The organism is Methylophilus aquaticus, assembly GCF_030769565.1.
GTDB lineage: Bacteria > Pseudomonadota > Gammaproteobacteria > Burkholderiales > Methylophilaceae > Methylophilus > Methylophilus aquaticus.
This window is the reverse complement of record NZ_JAVCAP010000001.1, coordinates 179,051-198,196: the sequence shown is the minus strand read 5'-3', so window position 1 is coordinate 198,196 and position 19,146 is coordinate 179,051. Positions and strand designations below refer to the sequence as shown.

17 protein-coding genes are annotated in these 19,146 nt (G+C 45.7%); 7 read left to right on the top strand and 10 right to left on the bottom strand.

The annotated features are described in order from the left end of the window. Window positions 1-198 precede the first annotated feature (198 nt). From Q9291_RS00910 to cpaB, 3 genes are all read left to right on the top strand, one after another. The gene (locus Q9291_RS00910; RefSeq protein WP_306388101.1) at window positions 199-894 is read left to right on the top strand and encodes a glycosyltransferase; all 696 of its coding nucleotides are present in this window, start codon (window positions 199-201) and stop codon (window positions 892-894) included. Between the two features lie 89 nt (window positions 895-983). After that, window positions 984-2,726 (top strand): hypothetical protein, encoded by a 1,743-nt coding sequence (locus Q9291_RS00905; protein ID WP_306388100.1) that lies wholly within the window; start codon window positions 984-986, stop codon window positions 2,724-2,726. A 46-nt stretch (window positions 2,727-2,772) separates the two neighbouring features. Next, window positions 2,773-3,834, top strand: a complete 1,062-nt coding sequence (gene cpaB, locus Q9291_RS00900; RefSeq protein WP_306388099.1) for a Flp pilus assembly protein CpaB — start codon at window positions 2,773-2,775, stop codon at window positions 3,832-3,834. A gap of 332 nt (window positions 3,835-4,166) precedes the next feature. Here cpaB and Q9291_RS00895 read toward each other — a convergent pair whose 3' ends face one another. Genes Q9291_RS00895 through Q9291_RS00855 form a run of 9 tightly spaced genes read right to left on the bottom strand, consistent with a single transcriptional unit; the run spans window position 4,167 to window position 13,139 of the window. Further along, window positions 4,167-4,511, bottom strand: a complete 345-nt coding sequence (locus tag Q9291_RS00895; RefSeq protein WP_306388098.1) for a DUF192 domain-containing protein — start codon at window positions 4,509-4,511, stop codon at window positions 4,167-4,169. 32 nt (window positions 4,512-4,543) lie between these two features. Then, a complete protein-coding gene (locus tag Q9291_RS00890) occupies window positions 4,544-5,398 on the bottom strand; it encodes a type II secretion system F family protein (RefSeq protein ID WP_306388097.1) in 855 nt (284 codons plus the stop codon). 3 nt (window positions 5,399-5,401) lie between these two features. Beyond that, window positions 5,402-6,322 (bottom strand): type II secretion system F family protein, encoded by a 921-nt coding sequence (locus Q9291_RS00885; RefSeq protein ID WP_306388096.1) that lies wholly within the window; start codon window positions 6,320-6,322, stop codon window positions 5,402-5,404. Window positions 6,323-6,370: 48 nt separating this feature from the next. Further along, a complete protein-coding gene (locus Q9291_RS00880; RefSeq protein ID WP_306388095.1) occupies window positions 6,371-6,826 on the bottom strand; it encodes a hypothetical protein in 456 nt (151 codons plus the stop codon). 54 nt (window positions 6,827-6,880) lie between these two features. Next, the gene (locus tag Q9291_RS00875) at window positions 6,881-8,266 is read right to left on the bottom strand and encodes a TadA family conjugal transfer-associated ATPase (RefSeq protein ID WP_306388094.1); all 1,386 of its coding nucleotides are present in this window, start codon (window positions 8,264-8,266) and stop codon (window positions 6,881-6,883) included. Beyond that, entirely contained in the window at window positions 8,267-9,466 is a 1,200-nt protein-coding gene (locus Q9291_RS00870; protein WP_306388093.1) for a CpaE/TadZ family protein, read from the bottom strand. Further along, a complete protein-coding gene (locus Q9291_RS00865; RefSeq protein WP_306388092.1) occupies window positions 9,466-10,098 on the bottom strand; it encodes a hypothetical protein in 633 nt (210 codons plus the stop codon). The genes Q9291_RS00870 and Q9291_RS00865 overlap by 1 nt, the downstream gene beginning before the upstream one ends. A 22-nt stretch (window positions 10,099-10,120) precedes the next feature. Continuing rightward, a complete protein-coding gene (locus Q9291_RS00860) occupies window positions 10,121-10,861 on the bottom strand; it encodes a hypothetical protein (RefSeq protein WP_306388091.1) in 741 nt (246 codons plus the stop codon). A 16-nt stretch (window positions 10,862-10,877) separates the two neighbouring features. Then, window positions 10,878-13,139 carry a type II and III secretion system protein family protein gene (locus Q9291_RS00855; RefSeq protein ID WP_306388090.1) on the bottom strand — a complete coding sequence of 754 codons (2,262 nt, stop codon included), beginning with the start codon at window positions 13,137-13,139 and terminating at the stop codon, window positions 10,878-10,880. 502 nt (window positions 13,140-13,641) lie between these two features. On the opposite strand from Q9291_RS00855, the gene Q9291_RS00850 reads away from it, so the two are divergent. Next, a complete protein-coding gene (locus tag Q9291_RS00850) occupies window positions 13,642-15,390 on the top strand; it encodes an O-linked N-acetylglucosamine transferase, SPINDLY family protein (protein ID WP_306388089.1) in 1,749 nt (582 codons plus the stop codon). After that, complete coding sequence (locus Q9291_RS00845; RefSeq protein WP_306388088.1) at window positions 15,387-16,106, top strand: hypothetical protein; 720 nt, start codon at window positions 15,387-15,389, stop codon at window positions 16,104-16,106. Before Q9291_RS00850 ends, Q9291_RS00845 begins: the two co-directional genes overlap by 4 nt. A 427-nt stretch (window positions 16,107-16,533) precedes the next feature. On the opposite strand, the gene Q9291_RS00840 is transcribed toward Q9291_RS00845, so the two are convergent. Next, window positions 16,534-16,872 (bottom strand): hypothetical protein, encoded by a 339-nt coding sequence (locus Q9291_RS00840; protein WP_306388087.1) that lies wholly within the window; start codon window positions 16,870-16,872, stop codon window positions 16,534-16,536. Between the two features lie 624 nt (window positions 16,873-17,496). On the opposite strand from Q9291_RS00840, the gene Q9291_RS00835 reads away from it, so the two are divergent. Beyond that, window positions 17,497-17,829 (top strand): Flp family type IVb pilin, encoded by a 333-nt coding sequence (locus Q9291_RS00835; protein WP_306388086.1) that lies wholly within the window; start codon window positions 17,497-17,499, stop codon window positions 17,827-17,829. Window positions 17,830-18,553: 724 nt separating this feature from the next. Next, entirely contained in the window at window positions 18,554-19,144 is a 591-nt protein-coding gene (locus tag Q9291_RS00830; RefSeq protein ID WP_306388085.1) for an A24 family peptidase, read from the top strand. Window positions 19,145-19,146: the final 2 nt, after the last annotated feature.

The following is a 19,146-nucleotide window of genomic DNA, read 5'->3' as shown; positions in this document are numbered from 1 at the left end:
AACAATTAAAATCCACACACTTAAACCTCAATAAAAACAGTCACTTGCACTTCATTACCCAGGAGCCAACCCATATAACAAACCATATTGGAAAAATGCCCACCGCCCCGAAAAATCCAAATACTACGCTCCAGCTATTCGGCATAAATATTGCTCAATAAGAACTTCTAAAAATAGTACGCGTTTCAGGAGCGAAAAATGATCAATGTTTTCATCGGTTATGACCCAAAAGAAATTGGTGCGTTTAGCGTGTTGTCGCATAGCATTCACGAACATGCAACGCAACCCGTTCGCATTACGCCGATTATGCTTTCACAACTCAAATCTGTGTACAAACGCGAACGTAACCCATTGCAATCCACCGAGTTTTCTTTTTCACGCTTTTTAACACCATATCTGTCCGACTATACAGACTGGAGCATTTTTATGGATTGCGACATGCTGGTCACTGAAGACATTGTCAATTTATGGAATATGCGTGACGACCAATATGCCGTGATGTGCGTCAAGCATGATCACCAACCCAAAGAAGACATCAAGTTTTTAAATGCGGTACAAACCAAATACCAAAAGAAAAACTGGTCCAGCGTCATGATGTTTAACAACGCAAAGTGCAAGGCACTCACCCCGGATTACGTCAATACAGCCACCGGGCTAGAACTCCACCAGTTCAAATGGTTAAACAATGACGACCTGATCGGCGAAATCCCGCAGCGCTGGAACCATCTGGTTGGCTACAACGAACCCAACCCCGATGCAGCACTGATTCACTACACCCTGGGTGGCCCCTACTTTCACGAATATGCCAACTGTGAACATGCGCAAGTCTGGTTTGAAGCCAAAGAGCGTGCGCTACACGTCACCCAACGTGAAGAAATCAACAACGCAGCCTAAGCAACGCGCATCTATCATTTGGCCAAACCCTACCATTGAAAACATCAGACACATCCCGTTTTAAAACCAGATTCCAGCATGGTCAAGCCATGGTGGAATACGCCATTTTATTGATCCTGCTTGTCACGCTGTTTGTAGGCGGCACAGAACTGGGCATTACTGCACTGGCCAGCAATAAAAATACAGAAGCGGCAAAAACAGGGATTAGTGAGTATGCAGACGTGAATCAGCAACGGTTAAATATTCTGAATGCTGAAAAGCAATATTTAATAACCTTGGCTGGTTATGGGTGTAGCGTTATTTACCTAATCACCAACGATTATGATGAAACTAACGAGGTATATCTCAAAGCAGATGGTTCGCCAGTTACTGTCGGCTCTGTAAATATTTCAAGAGAAATATTAGTTGCTGATGATAATGACTCTAGTTGCAACAGACTAACAGATGACCAGATAAAAGCTGGTATTACAAAAGAAAACACCGAATACGATAGTTTACTTGAGCTACTTGACGCTATCTACAACCCCGAAGAGGATGATTATATAGGTGGTAATCAATACATAATTGATGATCTGCTTAGTTCTTTATACTATTTGGCTAATGCCCTAACAAGTACGGAGAATTCACCTTCACAAGTGCTTAAAAGCGATAAGGTGGATAAAAATCAAGATGGCGTACTCACTGAAGAAGAGTTGCTAAATGGTGAGACTTTTATACTGGATAGTAGTCTTCAAAATGTTGCTGATGATGATAAAGATGCAGAAGGCCAACTCAAATTTAAAGCTTTATTACTTATCGCACACTACAAACTCTCTCTGATGCCGTTGGATACCGCCACAAACCCTAATTTAAATGAAGCTAAAATTGCCATTGGTGCGCACGATGATGCTGGCTTCTCAATGCCCCAGTGTACAGAAACTGGTTATGATGAAGGATTTCCTGATGATCGTTACATTGGTCGAGAATATTACGATAACTTAGGTAATAAACGTTTTTATTCTAACGGTGGCTCTAAGGTTTATCTGTTTAACCCTTTGCCAATAAATGTTCAAAGCTGCACTGGTAACGATGCAAACAGAGGTAATTTATCAAGGTTAAGTATATTAATTTATGGATATACCAAACCAAAAGAGCAAATTGCAAGTACCAGTGCAGAGGATGCTAAAGACGACTTTGAAGATATAACAAACGGCTTTCGAGCTGGTTTGCCAAAAGCAAATCAAGCAATGTATAGCCTATACAAAAAAGACATTAACACTGGCAATTTAATCCCGCCAGGTAAATTATGTGCATCAACTGAGGATTGCCCCAATATGCCATCAACCGATTTGTTGGAGGATTCTGTAGGCCCTACTGGCTATTACAGGTGGGCAAGAGCAAGCGATACTAGCTTGCGTTTCAAATACAGCATTAGTGATGTAGATGATGAAATCAACAATGGTTTTAGACCAACCTTTCAGATTGACTGCCAATCAGCACCCAATCCGAAGGGCACTGCAAATGGCATGAATGGCAACTTTAACGATCCCGACTGTCAATCGGGGCATTCAAAAGTCAGAATCCATACAAGATATCGAAAATTATTTGAAGGCTTTTTGACCTTTGGTCTGCAAGAACTAGATGTTCCTGATGGTGATGAACAAAATGCACTGGCGCTTTTCTATAACCCTAAAGAAGTCGGTGTAACCGGCAGTAAAAATCTGGTTGGAAGTGTTGACTCAGAAATCGGCCCTTTAGGCAGAAATGGGTTGCCTACAGTCAAACAATTTAAAGATTTTCGAGGCTGCTACGAGGTCGATGTAGAAACCAACCAAGTCAGTGCCTGCAACTAATTCGGACTATAATGTCTCAACTGTTAATTGATTGATTTAATACTCTATGGCTCAGCAAAATAACCGTGCACGGCAACAACGCATCATTATTATTTTTATAGTGGTGGCACTGTTGTTATTGGTAGGTGGGGCATTTGCCATTCTTGGTGGGGGTGGTGAAAAACCAAAAAGTGGCGCGCCTGCCGCTCCGCCCGGGCGCGTGGCGGTCCCTGTCGCAAGCCGTAATATTCAGCTTGGCGAGCGTATTGCCAGCAATATGTTCAGGCTTGATTTTATCGAGCCGCAAAAAGTGCCGCCGGAGGCATTGCTTAAGGTAAATTTGTTTATTGGCCGTTACGCAACTGAGCCTATTGCCGAGCAGACGATTTTTAAGGAAAGCAATATTTCTGCACCTGATGTGACTGGGGGATATTCTGCTGTGACCAAGCCGGGTATGCGCGTTGTGGTGGTTAACGCCAACCAATTGCCGGGTGCAATTGGTACTTTACGCGTGGGTGACCATGTGGATTTATTGGCGATCAGCAGTGCTGATGGCTCGGCAACCGGTGCATCTGGCAAAGCTTCCAAAGATCAATTACGTTACGAATATATGAAGGGCGGTACGCAACCGGGCACGCCGCCACGCAGGGGCGGGGCGAAAGCAGGGGCGGGTACTGTCAATGAAACGCTGGGCTTGACTGCTTCTTTAGTTGCTGAAAACGCTGAAGTGCTGCGTGTGCCAACCCGTGGCAAAGATAAAGAGTTGGTGGTGTTGCAAATGAACCCGCGCGATGCACATGTCACTACATTGATGATTGCAACGGGTGCGGCTTTACGTGTGGTTTTCAGACCTTCAAACGATAATGAAAGAATCACGGTTGAAAAAGAACTCACCATCACCACCCGCTTGCCCAAGCCGGAGCCAGATCCGGATAGGGTTTCAGTGATTGTGGGTAATTTGCGTGGTAATACGCGCCCGGACTCCGCCAAGTTTGCACCTGCTGAAGTTAACCAGAACTATGGCAACAAAGACCCGTTAGCGAATCAAAACTATAACGACAATGCGGCAAACCCGACACCCATACAACTGATTACCCGCGAATTTCAGGATACTCAGGTATATGAATAGGGTGTGATTAACCCAGATTTTCCATTAAACGTCAACTCAACTGGTTCGGATTGCGTCATTTGTGCGCAAATTTTCGGTCAATAGAATGACTATTGACCCTCAAATTCCCACAAAAAACCCATCAATCCACCCTGCGTTGCTTTTTTCTTGTCCGCATGAAAACTCTGGGGTAATTGTTGCATTGTTAAAGGCCGGTATCCAGGCCTTTATAGTATTAGCGCTCCCTGAATATGCATCTAGCAAATGGGGCTTTGCTTGTTTGCGGCATGCGCTATTATTGCAGCGCTTAAATCCGTCGATTAATCAACAGGATGCGGCTTAGGGCTAAGCGCCTATGATTGAAAATGCAAAGTGTCGCCTGCGCTCACCATACTTGCAGCCCCTGCGTTTACCTCAAGTACATGTTTTGCCTGCTTATGAAACTTTGAAAAGCGCCAAGGCTTCATTGCTCGCTCGATGTGTAGCACTTTGTTGTTTGCATCCAGGAACATTACATCTACCGCATAATGCATAAACTGGGTGTGAATTTGCTGACATGGGCTGATTAACAAGCCATGTGACTGTGCCAACTCGCGCGTGAACATTAAGCCAATCAATCTTTTAAAAAAAGAATCCGCTCTTTTTAAATCTGTAACCAACACCGATTGGGTGGATTCGTGAATTACTTGTTCAGTCATAATAGTTTTCATTACTCATAGGGATTGTAAATCTATGCTTTTGACATAATTGCTTCAAACATACGGATAATTCTGAGTACGCTTGGCCCAACAGCTACAAGAAAAATGGGGGGCAGTATGCATAACATCATCGGCATAATCATATAAATCGGGATGCGCTCTGCTTTCTTAAGCAGCTCGGCTTCGATTTCTTTGAGTTGTGTGGTCGCATGATGGCGTAATACACCGCCCAGTGCTGCACCTGTTTGATCGGCTTGTATCATGGCTGCCGTGACTTCGTTTACGGATCGTTCATTGGCGCGCGTTGCCCAAAGTTTGAGGGCTTCACTACGGCGGCGCCCTTGTTGCATCGCATCTAACATTACTTGTAAATCGAAATACAGCGGGTGTTTGGTGCCGGACTCACGCACTACATGTTGTAACGCTGACTCAAAAGCCAAGCCACTTTCCATGACTGCGACAATACTTTGCAATGCGTTTGGCAGCTCATAACGAATTTTACGTGTGCGCTCCCTTCGCTGCGCGTTAATGTACAGATTGATAAACCCGACAAGTAATGCACCCGTCAGCAACGCAATCATAGGCATTGAAAATGCCTTGAGTGTAAATATCGTTTTAAAGAGAGCGCCTAATGCCGCACCAAAGGCAAATAAGCCGATATAGCCGAGTGGCGTGCTCAAAAACCTGGTCAAAAAGTAAACAACTCTTGCGCCGCCCTCAAGCCCATAGTCACCAGACGAAAGGTTCAGTTCCTGCACGTCCTCTACCTTTGATACAAAGGCATACATCAGTCTGTCTCGCGCGTTGCTTCTGCGCATGTTGGCTCTCACGCTGAGAAAGATCAACGTGGTTAATAAACAAAGAAAAACGGTGATGAAGAGTGCCATTGATTACTCCATCTTGATCTTGGCCATTTTTCTAAGCCAAAAGAAACCTATGGTGGTGAGTACGCCCGCAGCAATATAGATTTTTTGTCCGGTTGGGTCGTCAAACATTTCAGTCACCAACTCTGGACGAACACGATACTGCATATAGAGCAATAACGGAGGAATCACTGAGAGCAGAATCGAGCCAAACTTGGCTTGGGTAGTCAGCGTATCGATACGCTCCTGTATTTTTTTTCTAAATTCAATCGACTCTAAAATATGCTCCAGCACAGAGGTCATTTGGCCACCGGCCTCCCACTTGACACGGATGCCGGTTGATAACAATCGACATGGCTTGGTGTCCCAAAAGTCCGACCACTCTTTCCAGACCATGATGGGTGATTGGCCAATTTGCAATTGATTAAGTACTTGTGTCACGGATTTACGCATGGGGTCATCTGCGTTTCTGGAGGTTGCTTGCAAAGCTTGAATCGGAGTGCCGCCTGCGCGCATGGTAGTGAGCATGCTATTAATCAGCGAGGGCAACTGTAAATCCATTTTTCTTTGTTGCCGTTCAGCCAAAAAGCGCCAAATCATGACTGTTAAGAAGGGTGCGGCCAGTAATGCACTCACTGTAGCCACATTGTTTCGATACAAGAAATGCATCAATAAAGCACTGATTAATGTGATGCCAATCAGCACAGCAATTGATTGCAACAGGCTGATTCTCAAACCTGCGCGCCTGATCATAATATCCAGCGCCCGGATTAATGCACTACTCAGCAATAACTGCCGTATGGCGGCCAACTGCAATAAGTTGGTTGCACCTTCCCATAATGAAGTGATCTGTTCTTCTTGCTGCTCAAAACCAAACTCTAGCCGCTCAATCAATCGCTGACGTTTGCGCTGAACAGAGTAAGCGTAAAAGCCGGCTCCGATTAACATGACAATCAGTACACCAATTAAGAACATAAGAAAAAACGATACATAAAATTAGTCAGAAATAACAGATTGGCCAGACAATAGTTCTTGCCCATTCTCTGGCTCTGCTTCAGTGTGATCAACTAACTCAGGCACCATCGCGCTCAGGTTGTCCGGAACAAGATTGTCTACCCCCACCATATATATCAGCGAAAAGTACAATACTGCTGCAATCACCGCCGTGATGACATTGAGTAAAAACCCTTGCACCACACTGACACCTAATATCCAGGCATAGATTAAAGAAACCAGCGGAAGCATCACGATTGCATGGAGTGGATTTTCTTCGTCAATACCTAGCAGTACTATGCACACTGCATACACAATGATGCTAATGAATACCGCTACTTGGGCGGCCATACTTCTACCGAATGTAACATTATCCAGCGCTAATATACGCGAGGATAAAAACAATATCAGGGAGTTTAATAAAAAGACCAGGACAAGAATGAGCAGTAAAAACAGCATTAATATGTCCTTTTTGTCTTGAACAATCCGCCTATCTGCATGCCTGTTTGTACATCAAAACAGATCATGACTCACATCTATCCCACGTTCGTGCAGCAGCTTGACCGCGTTAGGCACAATGCCACAAGAGCGCATCACCATTTCATCGCCTTCGCGCTTAGTCACAAAAATATCCTGCATCAACACCGTGCCCTCTTCCAGGCCGGTGATCTCTGTAATATTAGCAATGCGTCTGGTGCCATCTGCATACCTGTTTACATGGACAATCAAATGCACCGCCGAGGCAATTTGTTCACGCAATACGCGTTGCGGCAGGTCTAGCTCAGCCATTAACATCATGGTTTCCAGACGTGCCAAAGTGTCTCTCGGGCTATTGGAGTGCAGTGTTGCCAACGAACCATCATGACCGGTGTTCATGGCTTGTAACATATCGAGCGCCTCTGCACCACGCACCTCACCGACGATGATCCGGTCAGGGCGCATACGTAAAGAGTTTTTTACCAAATCACGAATGGTGACCGAGCCTTGGCCTTCAGTATTTGCTGGACGCGCTTCAAGTTGCACCACATGCCGTTGATTGAGTTGCAACTCGGCGGTATCTTCGATTGTGACAATACGCTCACCCTCACCAATGTATTGTGAGAGACAATTTAGCATGGTGGTTTTACCGGAACCGGTGCCCCCTGAAACAACAACATTCAACTGCCCTTCCACAGCAACCTTGAGAAACTCGGCGGCCTCAGCCGTCATAGAGCCTCCCGCGACCAGTTCACTCACCTCAAGAATGTTGCGCATAAAGCGGCGTATCGACATGGTCGGCCCTTTGAGCGCTAATGGCGGGATAATCACGTTTACCCGGCTACCATCTGCCAACCTTGCATCAGCCATAGGCGAAGACTCATCCACCCGCCGGCCAACCCGCGATAAAATGCGCTCGATGGTAAGCATCAAGTGATCATCATCATGAAAATGCACGTCGGTGAGCTCGAGCAAACCATGCTTTTCAACATAAATGCTATGCGCCCCATTCACTAAAATATCCGAAATCGTTCGGTCAGTCATCAAGGGAGACAGAGGGCCCAGCCCCATCACTTCATACATCAAATCTTCAACCAGGCGCCCTCTTTCGACACGGCTTAATGGCAGGTTTTCCTGCTCTAGCGAGGTATTAACAAACTCTTTGACTGCTGCCTCAATCTGATCCAGAGAAGCAACACTGACTGCCTGGGGATTAAGCAACTCCAGCAGACCTCTGTGCAGGCGGTGTCTGATTTCGGAATAAGAGGATGCGGTAGTGGCTTGCAGCGCCTTACCTGCCAGAAGGTTGGATTCAAGCTGGGTCTGCCCCAAAGCCACAAGGCGCTCGGAAAGAAGACTGAATTGATTGGTTTCATGGTTTCTCAATTCAGTTCTGAAATTGGTCAATACTTGCTCAGCCATTTAGATATCCATCCAATTCTTAAATTGCCGCCAGTACTTATCCAGAGCGGTTTCTTCTTGATCTTTAGGGAGATGTGTCCCAACAATTTTCTCAACCAGCTCTTTGACAGATGCCGTTATTTTTCGGTCAGGATACATCTGTGAATATGGTTTACCGGAGTTGGTTGCAATGGTGGCATGAACATCGTAAGGGATGATTTGCTCTATTGGCCATCCCAATGCTTCGGCACACAACTCAGGAGAGATGTTTCCCTCAAAATTGCTAAATCGGTTAATCACTACACGGATTCTGTTTTCACCATAACCGGCCTGTTGCAAGATATCCAGATTATGCTTTGCACTGCGCAATGAAGGCACAACCGCCTCAGTCACTAAAATAATCTCATCGCACAGATCCATCAGCGACAAGTTCAAACTGGACAGCAATGGAAAAGTATCTACGATTGTCCAATCATAGGTGCCTTTTGAAACCAGCAGAATTTTTGTTAACTGATCCTCGGTATAATCCACACCGAGCGGATCATTAGTGTTATGCGCCAATACATGCACGCCACTCGCGGCATGCACAGTCATAAAGTCTTCCAGCAACTGACTGTCCAGCCGCTTGTACTCTGCCACAGCATCTTTTAACCAGCTCACAGGGCGCAAATCAAGCATAGGCGCTATATTTGGCGCCTGGATGTTCGCATCAAGCAAAGCCACCTTTTTGTCGCCAAAAATTCCGCTTAAAGCAACAGCGATATTGCAAGATAAAGAGGTTTTTCCAACGCCACCCTTACTGGAAAAGCACATAATAGACTTGCCAGATCTGGGAGGTTGCATGACCGCATCCTCACTTTGCAGATGCATGGCCTTTTCAATAATTGCAAATACCTCATCATCGACGACTGGTTGCGGCAATATCTCGCCAGCACCTGTCCTGATGGCTCTTGCCATTAAATCCGTACCCATTTTGTCGGCACTGACTGCAACCAGTCTATTTTTGACATGTGCAAGTTGCTCAAGTGACAACACGCCGGCCTCATGATTTCGCGTTAGATCCAGAAATACAAGTTGCGCTTCAAACTGCAAGGCCAACTCCATTCCCTGCCCCATAGACTCAGCGGTACGAATACTTACAGTCGTTTTATCAAAGCGCAAACAGGCGGCCTGCACTTGCTGGCGAAAAGATTGATGCGCACTGATAATCAAAACACGCATTAATATTCTTTCCTGTCTGCAAACTCTGACTCATCTACCGAATTTTCAACAAAATCAGCCAACTCCATTTTTGTGATAGCAATCTGATCATAAGGCGCTATTCTGATAGCCTGTGCATACGCCTCAACCGCGCGGTTTTTTAGTGCCAGCTTGGCGAGTACTCTGGCGTGCAGCAACCTGATCTCAAAATCGTTTGGGTCCAGCTGGGTGGCAAGCGTTGCACGCTGTAAAGCATCTCCGGGCTTTTTCATGCCGAGAAATGATTCGGCAATTAAAACGTGCCAACGCGAGACGTTTGGTTCAAAATTGGACAGGTGTTTATAATAGTCTAGCGACTTCTGATAGTCGCCAGCAGCAAATGCACAATCTGCAATCAGTTTTTGTGCCTGCGGCATTTGTGTTTTATCCTTGCTTTTGGAGAGTTCGGGCAAACCTTTTTCAAGCTTTTTGATCATCACTGGACATCTGGAAAGTGCCAGTTCCCGATTGTTTCTGAGCCCTTTAACTTCCGGCTTGTATTTTTCAAGCAAGTTTTCAGACACAGCGGTTCCCCAGTTTTTGCTGAAAGTGATTCCGAAGAAGACCACTATCACAAATATTCCGCCCAAAATTAGTTTCTGTTTTTTTATCATTTTGCGTTCTACTGCAATACCATTATTTCATTTGGTAAAACGGTTCGTTAAACACATCGGATGCTTTTTGCGTGGGTACTGGAACATACAAATGTTTGTCAGAGGCATTGGCATAATAAATATCCGTGGTTCTCGATAAATAAATACTTCCATCCAGAATAGAGGAAGTAATGATAATCTCAAAGTTGGGTGCTGTATTTAAATCTACAGCATCTGCAGCAAGACCAGTGGCCAATATACTGAGATCCTTACCAATCCCTTTTACCACATCATCGATATGCCTGAGAACCACCAAGCCAGCAGCAAGAGAGGTTACATTGAAGTTATCATTGACTACAGTTTCTCGCCACGATTTGTATTCAACTGGCTGAATTTTATAGTTGATGATACGACTTCCCTGTTTTTGATTACTGACTTTTATCCCTTTGTTAACAAGCGTCGTAATTAGAAAGTCATTAAATGCACGGTTGAAAGTCGAAGGCTTGTTTTGTGAGTAGATATAAAATGGTCGATCTCCCAGCTTTTTGCTTTTAATGGGGGCTATTAACTGGTCAGCCAGATCTTCGGCCACCACGTGCCATTGGGCTGAGGATTGCAGCTGCCGCTGATAAGGATTGTCAAATTGAACATTTTCAGGGATGGGCGCAGCAGGTGTGGTCGGAATGGCAACCTGGCGTGAGCATCCACACAAAATGCCTAACAAAAGCAGGCATGTAGTGATTCTGATGCGATGAGCATAATGTTTACTATTCAATATCGTCATAGGGTGGCTCTCAAACTTATAGCAGGACACTAAGCGGGTTGATTACCATGCTTGGATTGGTAATCGGCTTATAAATTCTACCAAGCACGGGTTTGGGCTTAATCAAAAACTGGTTGGGCTCCGACATCCGGACGATTGGACTATTGAGCAATCCGCCTCCGTTTGAAAAAATGCTGCGCGCCGGTTGCGTAAAAGCACCTGCTTTTTTGTCATTTTGCTTGATGAGTTCTTGCAACAATTCCAAATCGGTTTTGTCAGCAGGCGCCTGCTTGATTGCAGCGGCTTGGGTTTCTTGTTGCGGCTTTATCGGATAGGCAGGTGTGACGCGTGTGGCCATGATCACCTGCGGCAACTCCTCAAGGGCTGGTGGCGGCGTATTGATTAGCAACACTTGGCTTTTGTTATCCCCGCCGGGGCTTCTCCACTCCACTACGGCACCCTCAGCCAGCATATCATTATTGTGTTGCACAGGCGGAGACTCAGCCAAAAGCTCTACAGTCTTGCTTAACTCATTCACGGTGATTAACGGCTGGCTTTCATCGGGGAGTGATCCCGAAATCAACCCCTGTCTTCTTGTGGTCACCGGTGATAAAGATTTCTTGCCATTATTGTTTGTCTTGGGTTTTGTGGGCAAGGCCGGTTTTTCTGCGGGTTCGGATAACGATTCTTCTTTTACCGGGATATCGCCCTGCTCCTCTTGAAGGTTATCTACAGGGGCCAAGTCACCCTTATCATCAAAACTGGTGGATGTCTGATTATCACCATCAATGACTCTAGCATTTACCAAGATCATCAACTCATTACGCGTTTTTGAATCTGTTTTCTTCTGGAATAAAAAACCGATCACTGGAATTTTGGACAGCCAAGGGATTTGATCCAGATTTTTTGCATTTTCCTCTGAAAGCAGCCCAGCTACAGCCCAGCTTTCGCCGCTGGCTGACTCTGTAATTGTACTGATTGAGCGCTGAGTAAACCCAGGCACTTGTGTACCAATAATATTAATAGCTTGGGAATAATCAGGTTCAGAAATTGACTGATCAAGCACAATAGAAATCTTGCCACTCTCCAGCACTGTTGGCCTGACGATTAGTTTAAGGCCAAACTGAATAAACCGCACATTGGTTGCCACTGCCGCGCCGCCACCCAAACTCCCCGCAACTGCCGTCTGTACCGGAATAGGGACATTGCCGCCCACCAGAAAACTGGCAGACTCGCCGCTAATTGCAGTAACGAGTGGATTGGATAGCGTTTTTGCAGCACCCTTCTGTTGCAAAAATTTTAAAAAGGTTGAGAGGAAATATTTTCCAGTATCCAGCACCCCAAAAATTGATGCGTCTCCAGCGCTAAATGTATCCCTGATTTGATCAGGACTATTTCCGCCACTCGAAGAAACGTCACCCAATGTACTGCCGACAACCACTCGCTTACCTCCAGACATACGATCCAGCCGCCAGTCTATGCCGAACTCATCCGTCTTGTTACGATCCACGGCGATAATCTGCATTTGTATCTCGACCTTGGGTTGCTTTGCAACCTGGATCATACTCATCACCTTGCCACCACCCACCATGACCACCTCGCCGCGCGAGATGTTTTGCGCAAGGTTACCTTTGATTGGCATCAAAGGCTGTCGAAATGCTCTTGCCAACGCATTTTGCCCGCCTCCTGCACCGCCACCCCCTCCTGCACCCCTACCAATTTGGACAGTTGGAATTGAAATCCGAGGATCTGGTGAGACTCCGCTAATCTCTTCTTCAACGCCACCTTGTACCTCTTCGAGATTCCCCGACAACACCCCGCCCCTGTCACTGATCACCGAGAAGTCTGGCGGAGCAGCACTGCCAGTGACATATCGGTCAGCAATCGTTAACACTCTCACCAAAGCAGTCGGTGTGGGTACTGTGCCCTTCAGCACGATGATGCCATTAAGGTCTTCAACAACGACGTGTTTTTCGATCGCATTAATCATTGAACGTAGTTGAAAGATATCGTTAACTACCTGTATACGATATTCATAGATTTTGCCACTACGCCCAAATACAGTCATGGAGGTTGCACCAGTAGCCTGACCGTTAATCATGATCAAATCTGGTTTCAGCGTGTTAGTTGCAATAATGCCCTGGTTTCCAATTGCGATCGTGCTGGCGGCTTCAGGCAATTGCAACGGGACAGAGAAGCCTGCGTCTACATGAATAGTGGTGACGTTTTTTGAATAGGCTAAAAGTGGTAAACAACTAACCAAATACAACAGAATTAAAACAAACACCCTTGAGCACATGTTGGCATCTTATAGATTCATATAAAAGTAGGGTTACTATGCAAATTTTATACCACCCAGATGCAGAACAGTCTCGTAACTGATTAGCCGCCAGGTTATGCCGCAACTGGTTGAAATGACTAATGTATTGGCTGGATGTAAATATGCTACACAATGACAATAACTATTGTGCGCAAAAGACATGGTTCATATAAACCACCAACATGGTTTATATGAACCATCTTTTTGAAGTTATTTCAGGAATGGTAATTGAAAAATCGCCTGGATATAATCCCCTATGACACTTGTCGCCCAAATTGCAGTTGCAATGACACCAGAAGTCAAAATTCCTTGTTCAATAATTGCCATATGGCACCTTCCTTTTTAGATATCAGTGTTTTTCAGTCTCAAGCACTAGGCTTAAATATCTATCGGCGGCACTCGGCCAAACTTTAATTGCAAGGATGTTTGTAATTTCGATTGCACTCTGTGGAATAAATCTTGCTGGACTTGAGGATTGATAATGGACAAATCTATGGACACGCAAGCGCCCCAACAAAAAGCTGCCGCACTGATGGCGGAGAAAAAGTATCAGGCTGCCTGCAAACTCTTGCACGACCAGCTGAAAGTTACACCGAATAATGGCAGCGTCTGCGAGACACTGGGTGAGGCTTATCTGCTGCAACAACACTATGCAGATGCCGCCAAACATTTTTACATGGCAAAACAACTGATGCCGACCAACCCCAATCCTAATTTTCAATTGGGAAATATCTACGTCAAACTGGGCCGGTTTGAAGAGTCCTGTCAGTTCTATGTCAACGCCTTGCGCATCTCCCCCAATGCCGTTCAGGTATACGAGGCACTGGCAAAAACTCTGGTGAAACTGCAAGCTTACGAAGAGGCTATCAAAGCCTATCAACGCGCTATCAAAATTGCGCCTACTCTGGCATCACTCCAGTTAGGCTTAGCGACCTTGCTCATCGAGTGTGGCGAGCTTGAACAGGGGCTTGTACATTACCGGATGGCGTTGCAATCCAAACCACACCCGATTGAGCACTCCGCCTTTTTATTCGCCATGAACTACCGCCCGGATATTTCAGCAAGCATGGTTTCTGACTGGCATCGTGACTGGGGACAATTGCACACAGCACATTTGCCAAAATACGCGCATTCAAACAGCTTGCCAGCGGCTGCCAGAAAAGTGCGTATTGGACTGGTATCCAGCGACTTCTACCGGCACCCCGTCACTTATTATCTCGAGCCTTTTCTGGAACACTACGACAGAAGCCGGTTCGAGATATTTTGTTACAGCCATGTGGTTAAACAAGACGAGGTCACAGAGCGCCTGAAAACGCAGGCAGACCATTGGCGCACTATTTCAACCACGAATATTGCAGGTGCGGTGGCAACTATCCGCCAGGATGAAGTTGACGTGCTGGTAGACTTGTCAGGACAAACCGCCTGCAAACTGCTGCTGATTTTTGGACACAAACCGGCATCAATTCAGGTATCCTGGCTAGGCTACTTCAACACTAGCGGGCTGGAAAGCATGGATTACCTGATTACTGACCCACACTCATCGCCAGCAGGGCAGTCTGTCTATTTCACTGAACAATTGCTCTATATGCCCTATAACCGCTTTTGTTACCGGCCACCAGAGTATGCGCCTGAGGTGAACGCTTTGCCGGCACTGCAAACTGGCTATATCACATTTGGCTGCTTTAATAACTACCTCAAGCTTAACAACAAGGTTATTGCTCTATGGGCAACATTATTAAACGCTTTTCCCGGCAGCAAGTTGCTATTAAAAAACAAGGCAATGAACGATGCCTTTCTGCGTAAACAAACGCTGGCCAATTTTGAAAAATACGGCATCTCCGCCGATCGCCTGCTGCTGGAGAAAACCTCACCCCATCCTGAGCTGCTAGCTGCCTATAGCCGGGTAGATATTGCACTGGATCCCTTTCCATTCACAGGCGGCTTGACCACCAGTGAAGCACTATGGATGGGCGTGCCTGTCGTCACGCTGGCTGGTGAAACTCTGGTATCAAGGCAAGGGGCTGCTTTCCTGACTGTAATCAACAAAACTGAATGGATAGCCACTCGCAAAACCGAGTATGTCAGCATTGCCTGCGCCCTAGCGGGCGACCTGTCTGCGCTGGCAGGGCACAGGCAATCCTTACGTGCGCAAATACAAGGCTCGCCTTTATGCGATGGCAAACAGTTTGCGCGTGACTTACAAGCATTATTTTCAGGAATCATTTCATGATGACACACATGTTCAGCCGGCTTGCGCAACTACTGGCAAAAAAGCAACGACAGGTATACTGGCTGCCAATCGTGTTATTGATGGTCGCATTTGGCTGCAAGATACTCAGTCCGGCACACTATGCCAGATGGATTCAGGAAGATGGTGTGCTTGAGTCCATCCAGCTGCTTTGTTTTCTACTGACAACCTATATGTCTATAAGAGTCAGTCTGCATCTGCTCTCGATGACCCGGTACATGGCCGGGTTGCTGTGGGGTCTGTTTGCATTGGCTTGCTTGTTTATCAGTATGGAAGAAATCAGCTGGGGACAACGCTTTTTCGAGATTCAGCCTGCTGTTGATAAAACGGTCAATCTGCAAGGTGAAACCAATTTGCACAATCACAAGCACTTGCAAATATGGTTTTTATTCGGCTATTTGCTAATCGGTCTGGTAGGTAGTGTGGGCATAAAGGTGTTCAGACAACTGCACTGGTTACTGCCGTCACCGACATTGCTATGGTACTTCTTGCCAGTGTTTTTATTTTATCTGCATCTGTTAATTGGTGCAGGCATTGCCAGCGATTATGGTATCCAATGGCTGGTACCCGCCCGTAGCTTGCTACATCCACAACTACTGTTGTACAAGGATCAGGAAGTCATTGAGGTGCTGTTGGGGCTCGGTTTTTTCATGCATGCCTGTTTCGTTTATGCGGATTTGAAATGGCGTGCTAGCTGATGCAACAAATACCCACATCTTGTTACAGTAGCCATTGCTCGGCAGCTTCTAACCTGATATTTATCCAAATACCGCAGGTAGTTTTCCTGCAATGTTAAGCGGAGAAGTTGCCCATGCTTTGGTGAATGAGAGAAATCGGTCAAGTGCCTACGCTTAATCCTTTTAAATCGGCCTGACGGCAAAAGTCCAAATCATAAAAATGAAAATCAAATTGTGGATCAAATCTCAATCCGGTGCCGTGCAGGATTTGGCTTCTTGCCATCAAAAACAGCCCATCCAGTAATTTGCAAGGCTGGCAGGGAGTCCCAAAGAAATCGAAACGTACATTCGGATATTACTTGCCATGCGCAATCCCACCACTCAAGTGACTACGACGATCGGCAATTTTCTTACCGCTGGCGTCAATTTCCCCGGAATACCAGCCTGGTTAACGAGCAATCCGCGATTTATTGCCGGCAACACCCACCACATCAAAATTCCGCAACGCGGCGTAAATCTGACTCACCATAAAAAAGTCTGGTAAAAATACATCGTCATGTATAAACACCAAAATAGCCGGCGCCTGATTGTAGACCAACCCCAATGCCGATGTGTTTTCTGCAAACAATCTCAATTCAAACATGGGCATAATTTTCATGGTTGTCATTGATAGTCCAAGTGCACACTTTGCAAAGTCCGCTTCAGAAGCGCCCGTGGCACAAACAAATCTGATTTTCTCCATCCCGTACTGCCTTTTTTCATTTCTGTTTGAAGGATTAAACCACATGTATTGATTGCATTAAACTGGGGTCAAACGCCTTTAACGAGGCCGCCGCATTGGCGGTGACACCCCTGCCACGGGTTTAGCCCAACACATTTTTTACTTCATGCACTTCCTTGCTGTACTGTATTTGAATAAAACCAGTCTTTTAGTGAAATTGCTGCGCGCTGGTGACTTCTTCCAGCGGCAATAGATTAACTCATTAATTTTAGAGTTGCTGCACAGCATGGTATTGCTGTGCGCAAAAATAGGGGGGGGGATTGACATGCGGCATCACCTATTTTCACAAAGGCAACTCAATTCAACATCTGGCTAAAAGCAACCGCATTACAACCAACGTGGTTGCTTTTAACCATAAGCGCGCACAGGGAAAAATTCTTATCGCAAATGTGAAATAATCATCAAGTGATTGATTGCAAATAACATAATGTAGAAATGATCTATTTTTTATGCCGTTGGCACACTGATTGCATTTGCAATCGTACACACCATGGGGTGAGTGTTCCTAATCAGGTAACCGTGTGTCGGGATGTTGCCATCCTCCCCAAAACTTAAACCAACGAGTTTTGTGGCAACACCCGCGCATTACTCGAACATTTTTTTGGGTGGTTACTTTATTAGGAGCATCAAATGATCGAAAACGTTAAAAACTTCCTGCAAGACGAAGAAGGCCAATCTCTGGTCGAATACGGTGTAACTTTGGGCGCCTTGGCTGCCGTTTCTTACATCGCTGTTGTTCAACTGGGCGACAAAACAGCTGACCTGTACAGCTGGATGGCTAACCACTTGCCAGGTGGCGAGACTGACGAAGCTGGTACAAACCAGATCGTTCGTCTGCACTCAGAAGGTCTGACAGCATTGTCAACCAACGCTACAAATGGTGCTTCTTTCAGCGAAACCGGTCACCTGACTTCAGGCCAACTGGGCGCTACTCTGGGTGGCATCAGCACTATCATCGACTAAGTTTACTATTATAGTTTGATTGGAAAAAGCCGCATCCAATGCGGCTTTTTTTATGCGGCTGTAATCACTCTTTACTACCCGTCATCACTATTCAACACAGCAATTTAATACTCATACTTACCCGAATACGATACCCCATGCGAAACGTATATATTTTGTTGAGCACCCAAAATGCAGCCCGACTATTCACAAATTTGAAGAATGTATCACCGCTGCTTCTACCGACTTAAAACATCAACCCCTAAGTACCTCCATCAAGTGCTGCGCTATTGTGCAATATGCTTCCGTATCGGTCTTTCATTTTTAGAAGTCGTTCACCGTGTTGATAATAGCGCACTTTCATTGATGGCGTTGAGAGCCACACAGCGCTGCCAGCAACCACCCTTTTGAACATACCCCATGCAAGCATGGGCCGAAACATCTTGATAAATCACAGCACAACCACCAGATTGGTTTATATCAGCCACTTTCTTGAGTAGCTATATGGTAGTCAAATATGCTGAAACCAGTTAGACCATTGATTATAAATATATAAATATTAATTCCTCTCACCTAAGCGAGCTGGCACGCAGATTGCAGCATTTTAGCCACTTTGCGTTGAGCAATAAGGTGTTGCGAGTGAGGTTTCAGGGTTTTTCCTTACGTTAAGGAGGGGTGCTGCTCACATTACTTTGTCGCATTGCAGGCGTCATCACTTCCTAAATTTTTGAGTGTTACACAGATTATGGTTTTTTCTCATTTTGTTCTTTTGCTGTTGTTGGGCGTGATGCTGTTGAGCGTGATGGTCGCCATCAATGACTATAAATACAGGCGCATTCCAAATATTTACTTAATGTATGCAGTGGCTTATTGGATGGTGGTCTTTGCCACTATGTTTTTTTATCTGCCCACTGTGGATGTGGCGAAAGGGCTGTTTTTCTCCATCATCGGCATGGTATTGGGTGGCGCGTTTTTTATCGTCCCCTATCGATTGAAGCAGGTAGGCGCAGGAGATGTCAAGCTGGTCATGGTGTTTGGTTTGTATTTGAGCATGCGCGGCGTGATACTGACTGTGCTGCTGGGTGCCATGATAGGCGGAGTATGGGCTTTATACCTGGCCTATCGTCAGGGCGGGCTAAAGCATATGTGGTACAACATGAAGTTTATGGCCCGTTCCGCTTATCTGTCGGGTTTTCAGGATATGGGCTGGGATCTCAAGTCTGATGGATCGATCAAAATGCCTTACGGGGTCGCACTGTCTATTGGTGCTATTTTGATTGCACTGGAACAATTTGAGTTGCACTGGGCAAAAATCCAGGCGCTTGGTTTGCAGTAGAG

Coding starts and splice junctions, on each gene's coding strand:
- Q9291_RS00840 (WP_306388087.1), bottom strand. CDS start 16,872: ATGTGGTTTAATCCTTCAAACAGAAATGAAAAAAGGCAGTACGGGATG.
- Q9291_RS00835 (WP_306388086.1), top strand. CDS start 17,497: ATGATCGAAAACGTTAAAAACTTCCTGCAAGACGAAGAAGGCCAATCT.
- Q9291_RS00855 (WP_306388090.1), bottom strand. CDS start 13,139: ATGTGCTCAAGGGTGTTTGTTTTAATTCTGTTGTATTTGGTTAGTTGT.
- cpaB (WP_306388099.1), top strand. CDS start 2,773: ATGGCTCAGCAAAATAACCGTGCACGGCAACAACGCATCATTATTATT.
- Q9291_RS00875 (WP_306388094.1), bottom strand. CDS start 8,266: ATGGCTGAGCAAGTATTGACCAATTTCAGAACTGAATTGAGAAACCAT.
- Q9291_RS00860 (WP_306388091.1), bottom strand. CDS start 10,861: ATGACGATATTGAATAGTAAACATTATGCTCATCGCATCAGAATCACT.
- Q9291_RS00885 (WP_306388096.1), bottom strand. CDS start 6,322: ATGTTAATCGGAGCCGGCTTTTACGCTTACTCTGTTCAGCGCAAACGT.
- Q9291_RS00830 (WP_306388085.1), top strand. CDS start 18,554: ATGGTTTTTTCTCATTTTGTTCTTTTGCTGTTGTTGGGCGTGATGCTG.
- Q9291_RS00890 (WP_306388097.1), bottom strand. CDS start 5,398: ATGGCACTCTTCATCACCGTTTTTCTTTGTTTATTAACCACGTTGATC.
- Q9291_RS00880 (WP_306388095.1), bottom strand. CDS start 6,826: ATGCTGTTTTTACTGCTCATTCTTGTCCTGGTCTTTTTATTAAACTCC.
- Q9291_RS00895 (WP_306388098.1), bottom strand. CDS start 4,511: ATGACTGAACAAGTAATTCACGAATCCACCCAATCGGTGTTGGTTACA.
- Q9291_RS00850 (WP_306388089.1), top strand. CDS start 13,642: ATGGACAAATCTATGGACACGCAAGCGCCCCAACAAAAAGCTGCCGCA.
- Q9291_RS00905 (WP_306388100.1), top strand. CDS start 984: ATGGTGGAATACGCCATTTTATTGATCCTGCTTGTCACGCTGTTTGTA.
- Q9291_RS00865 (WP_306388092.1), bottom strand. CDS start 10,098: ATGATAAAAAAACAGAAACTAATTTTGGGCGGAATATTTGTGATAGTG.
- Q9291_RS00870 (WP_306388093.1), bottom strand. CDS start 9,466: ATGCGTGTTTTGATTATCAGTGCGCATCAATCTTTTCGCCAGCAAGTG.
- Q9291_RS00845 (WP_306388088.1), top strand. CDS start 15,387: ATGATGACACACATGTTCAGCCGGCTTGCGCAACTACTGGCAAAAAAG.
- Q9291_RS00910 (WP_306388101.1), top strand. CDS start 199: ATGATCAATGTTTTCATCGGTTATGACCCAAAAGAAATTGGTGCGTTT.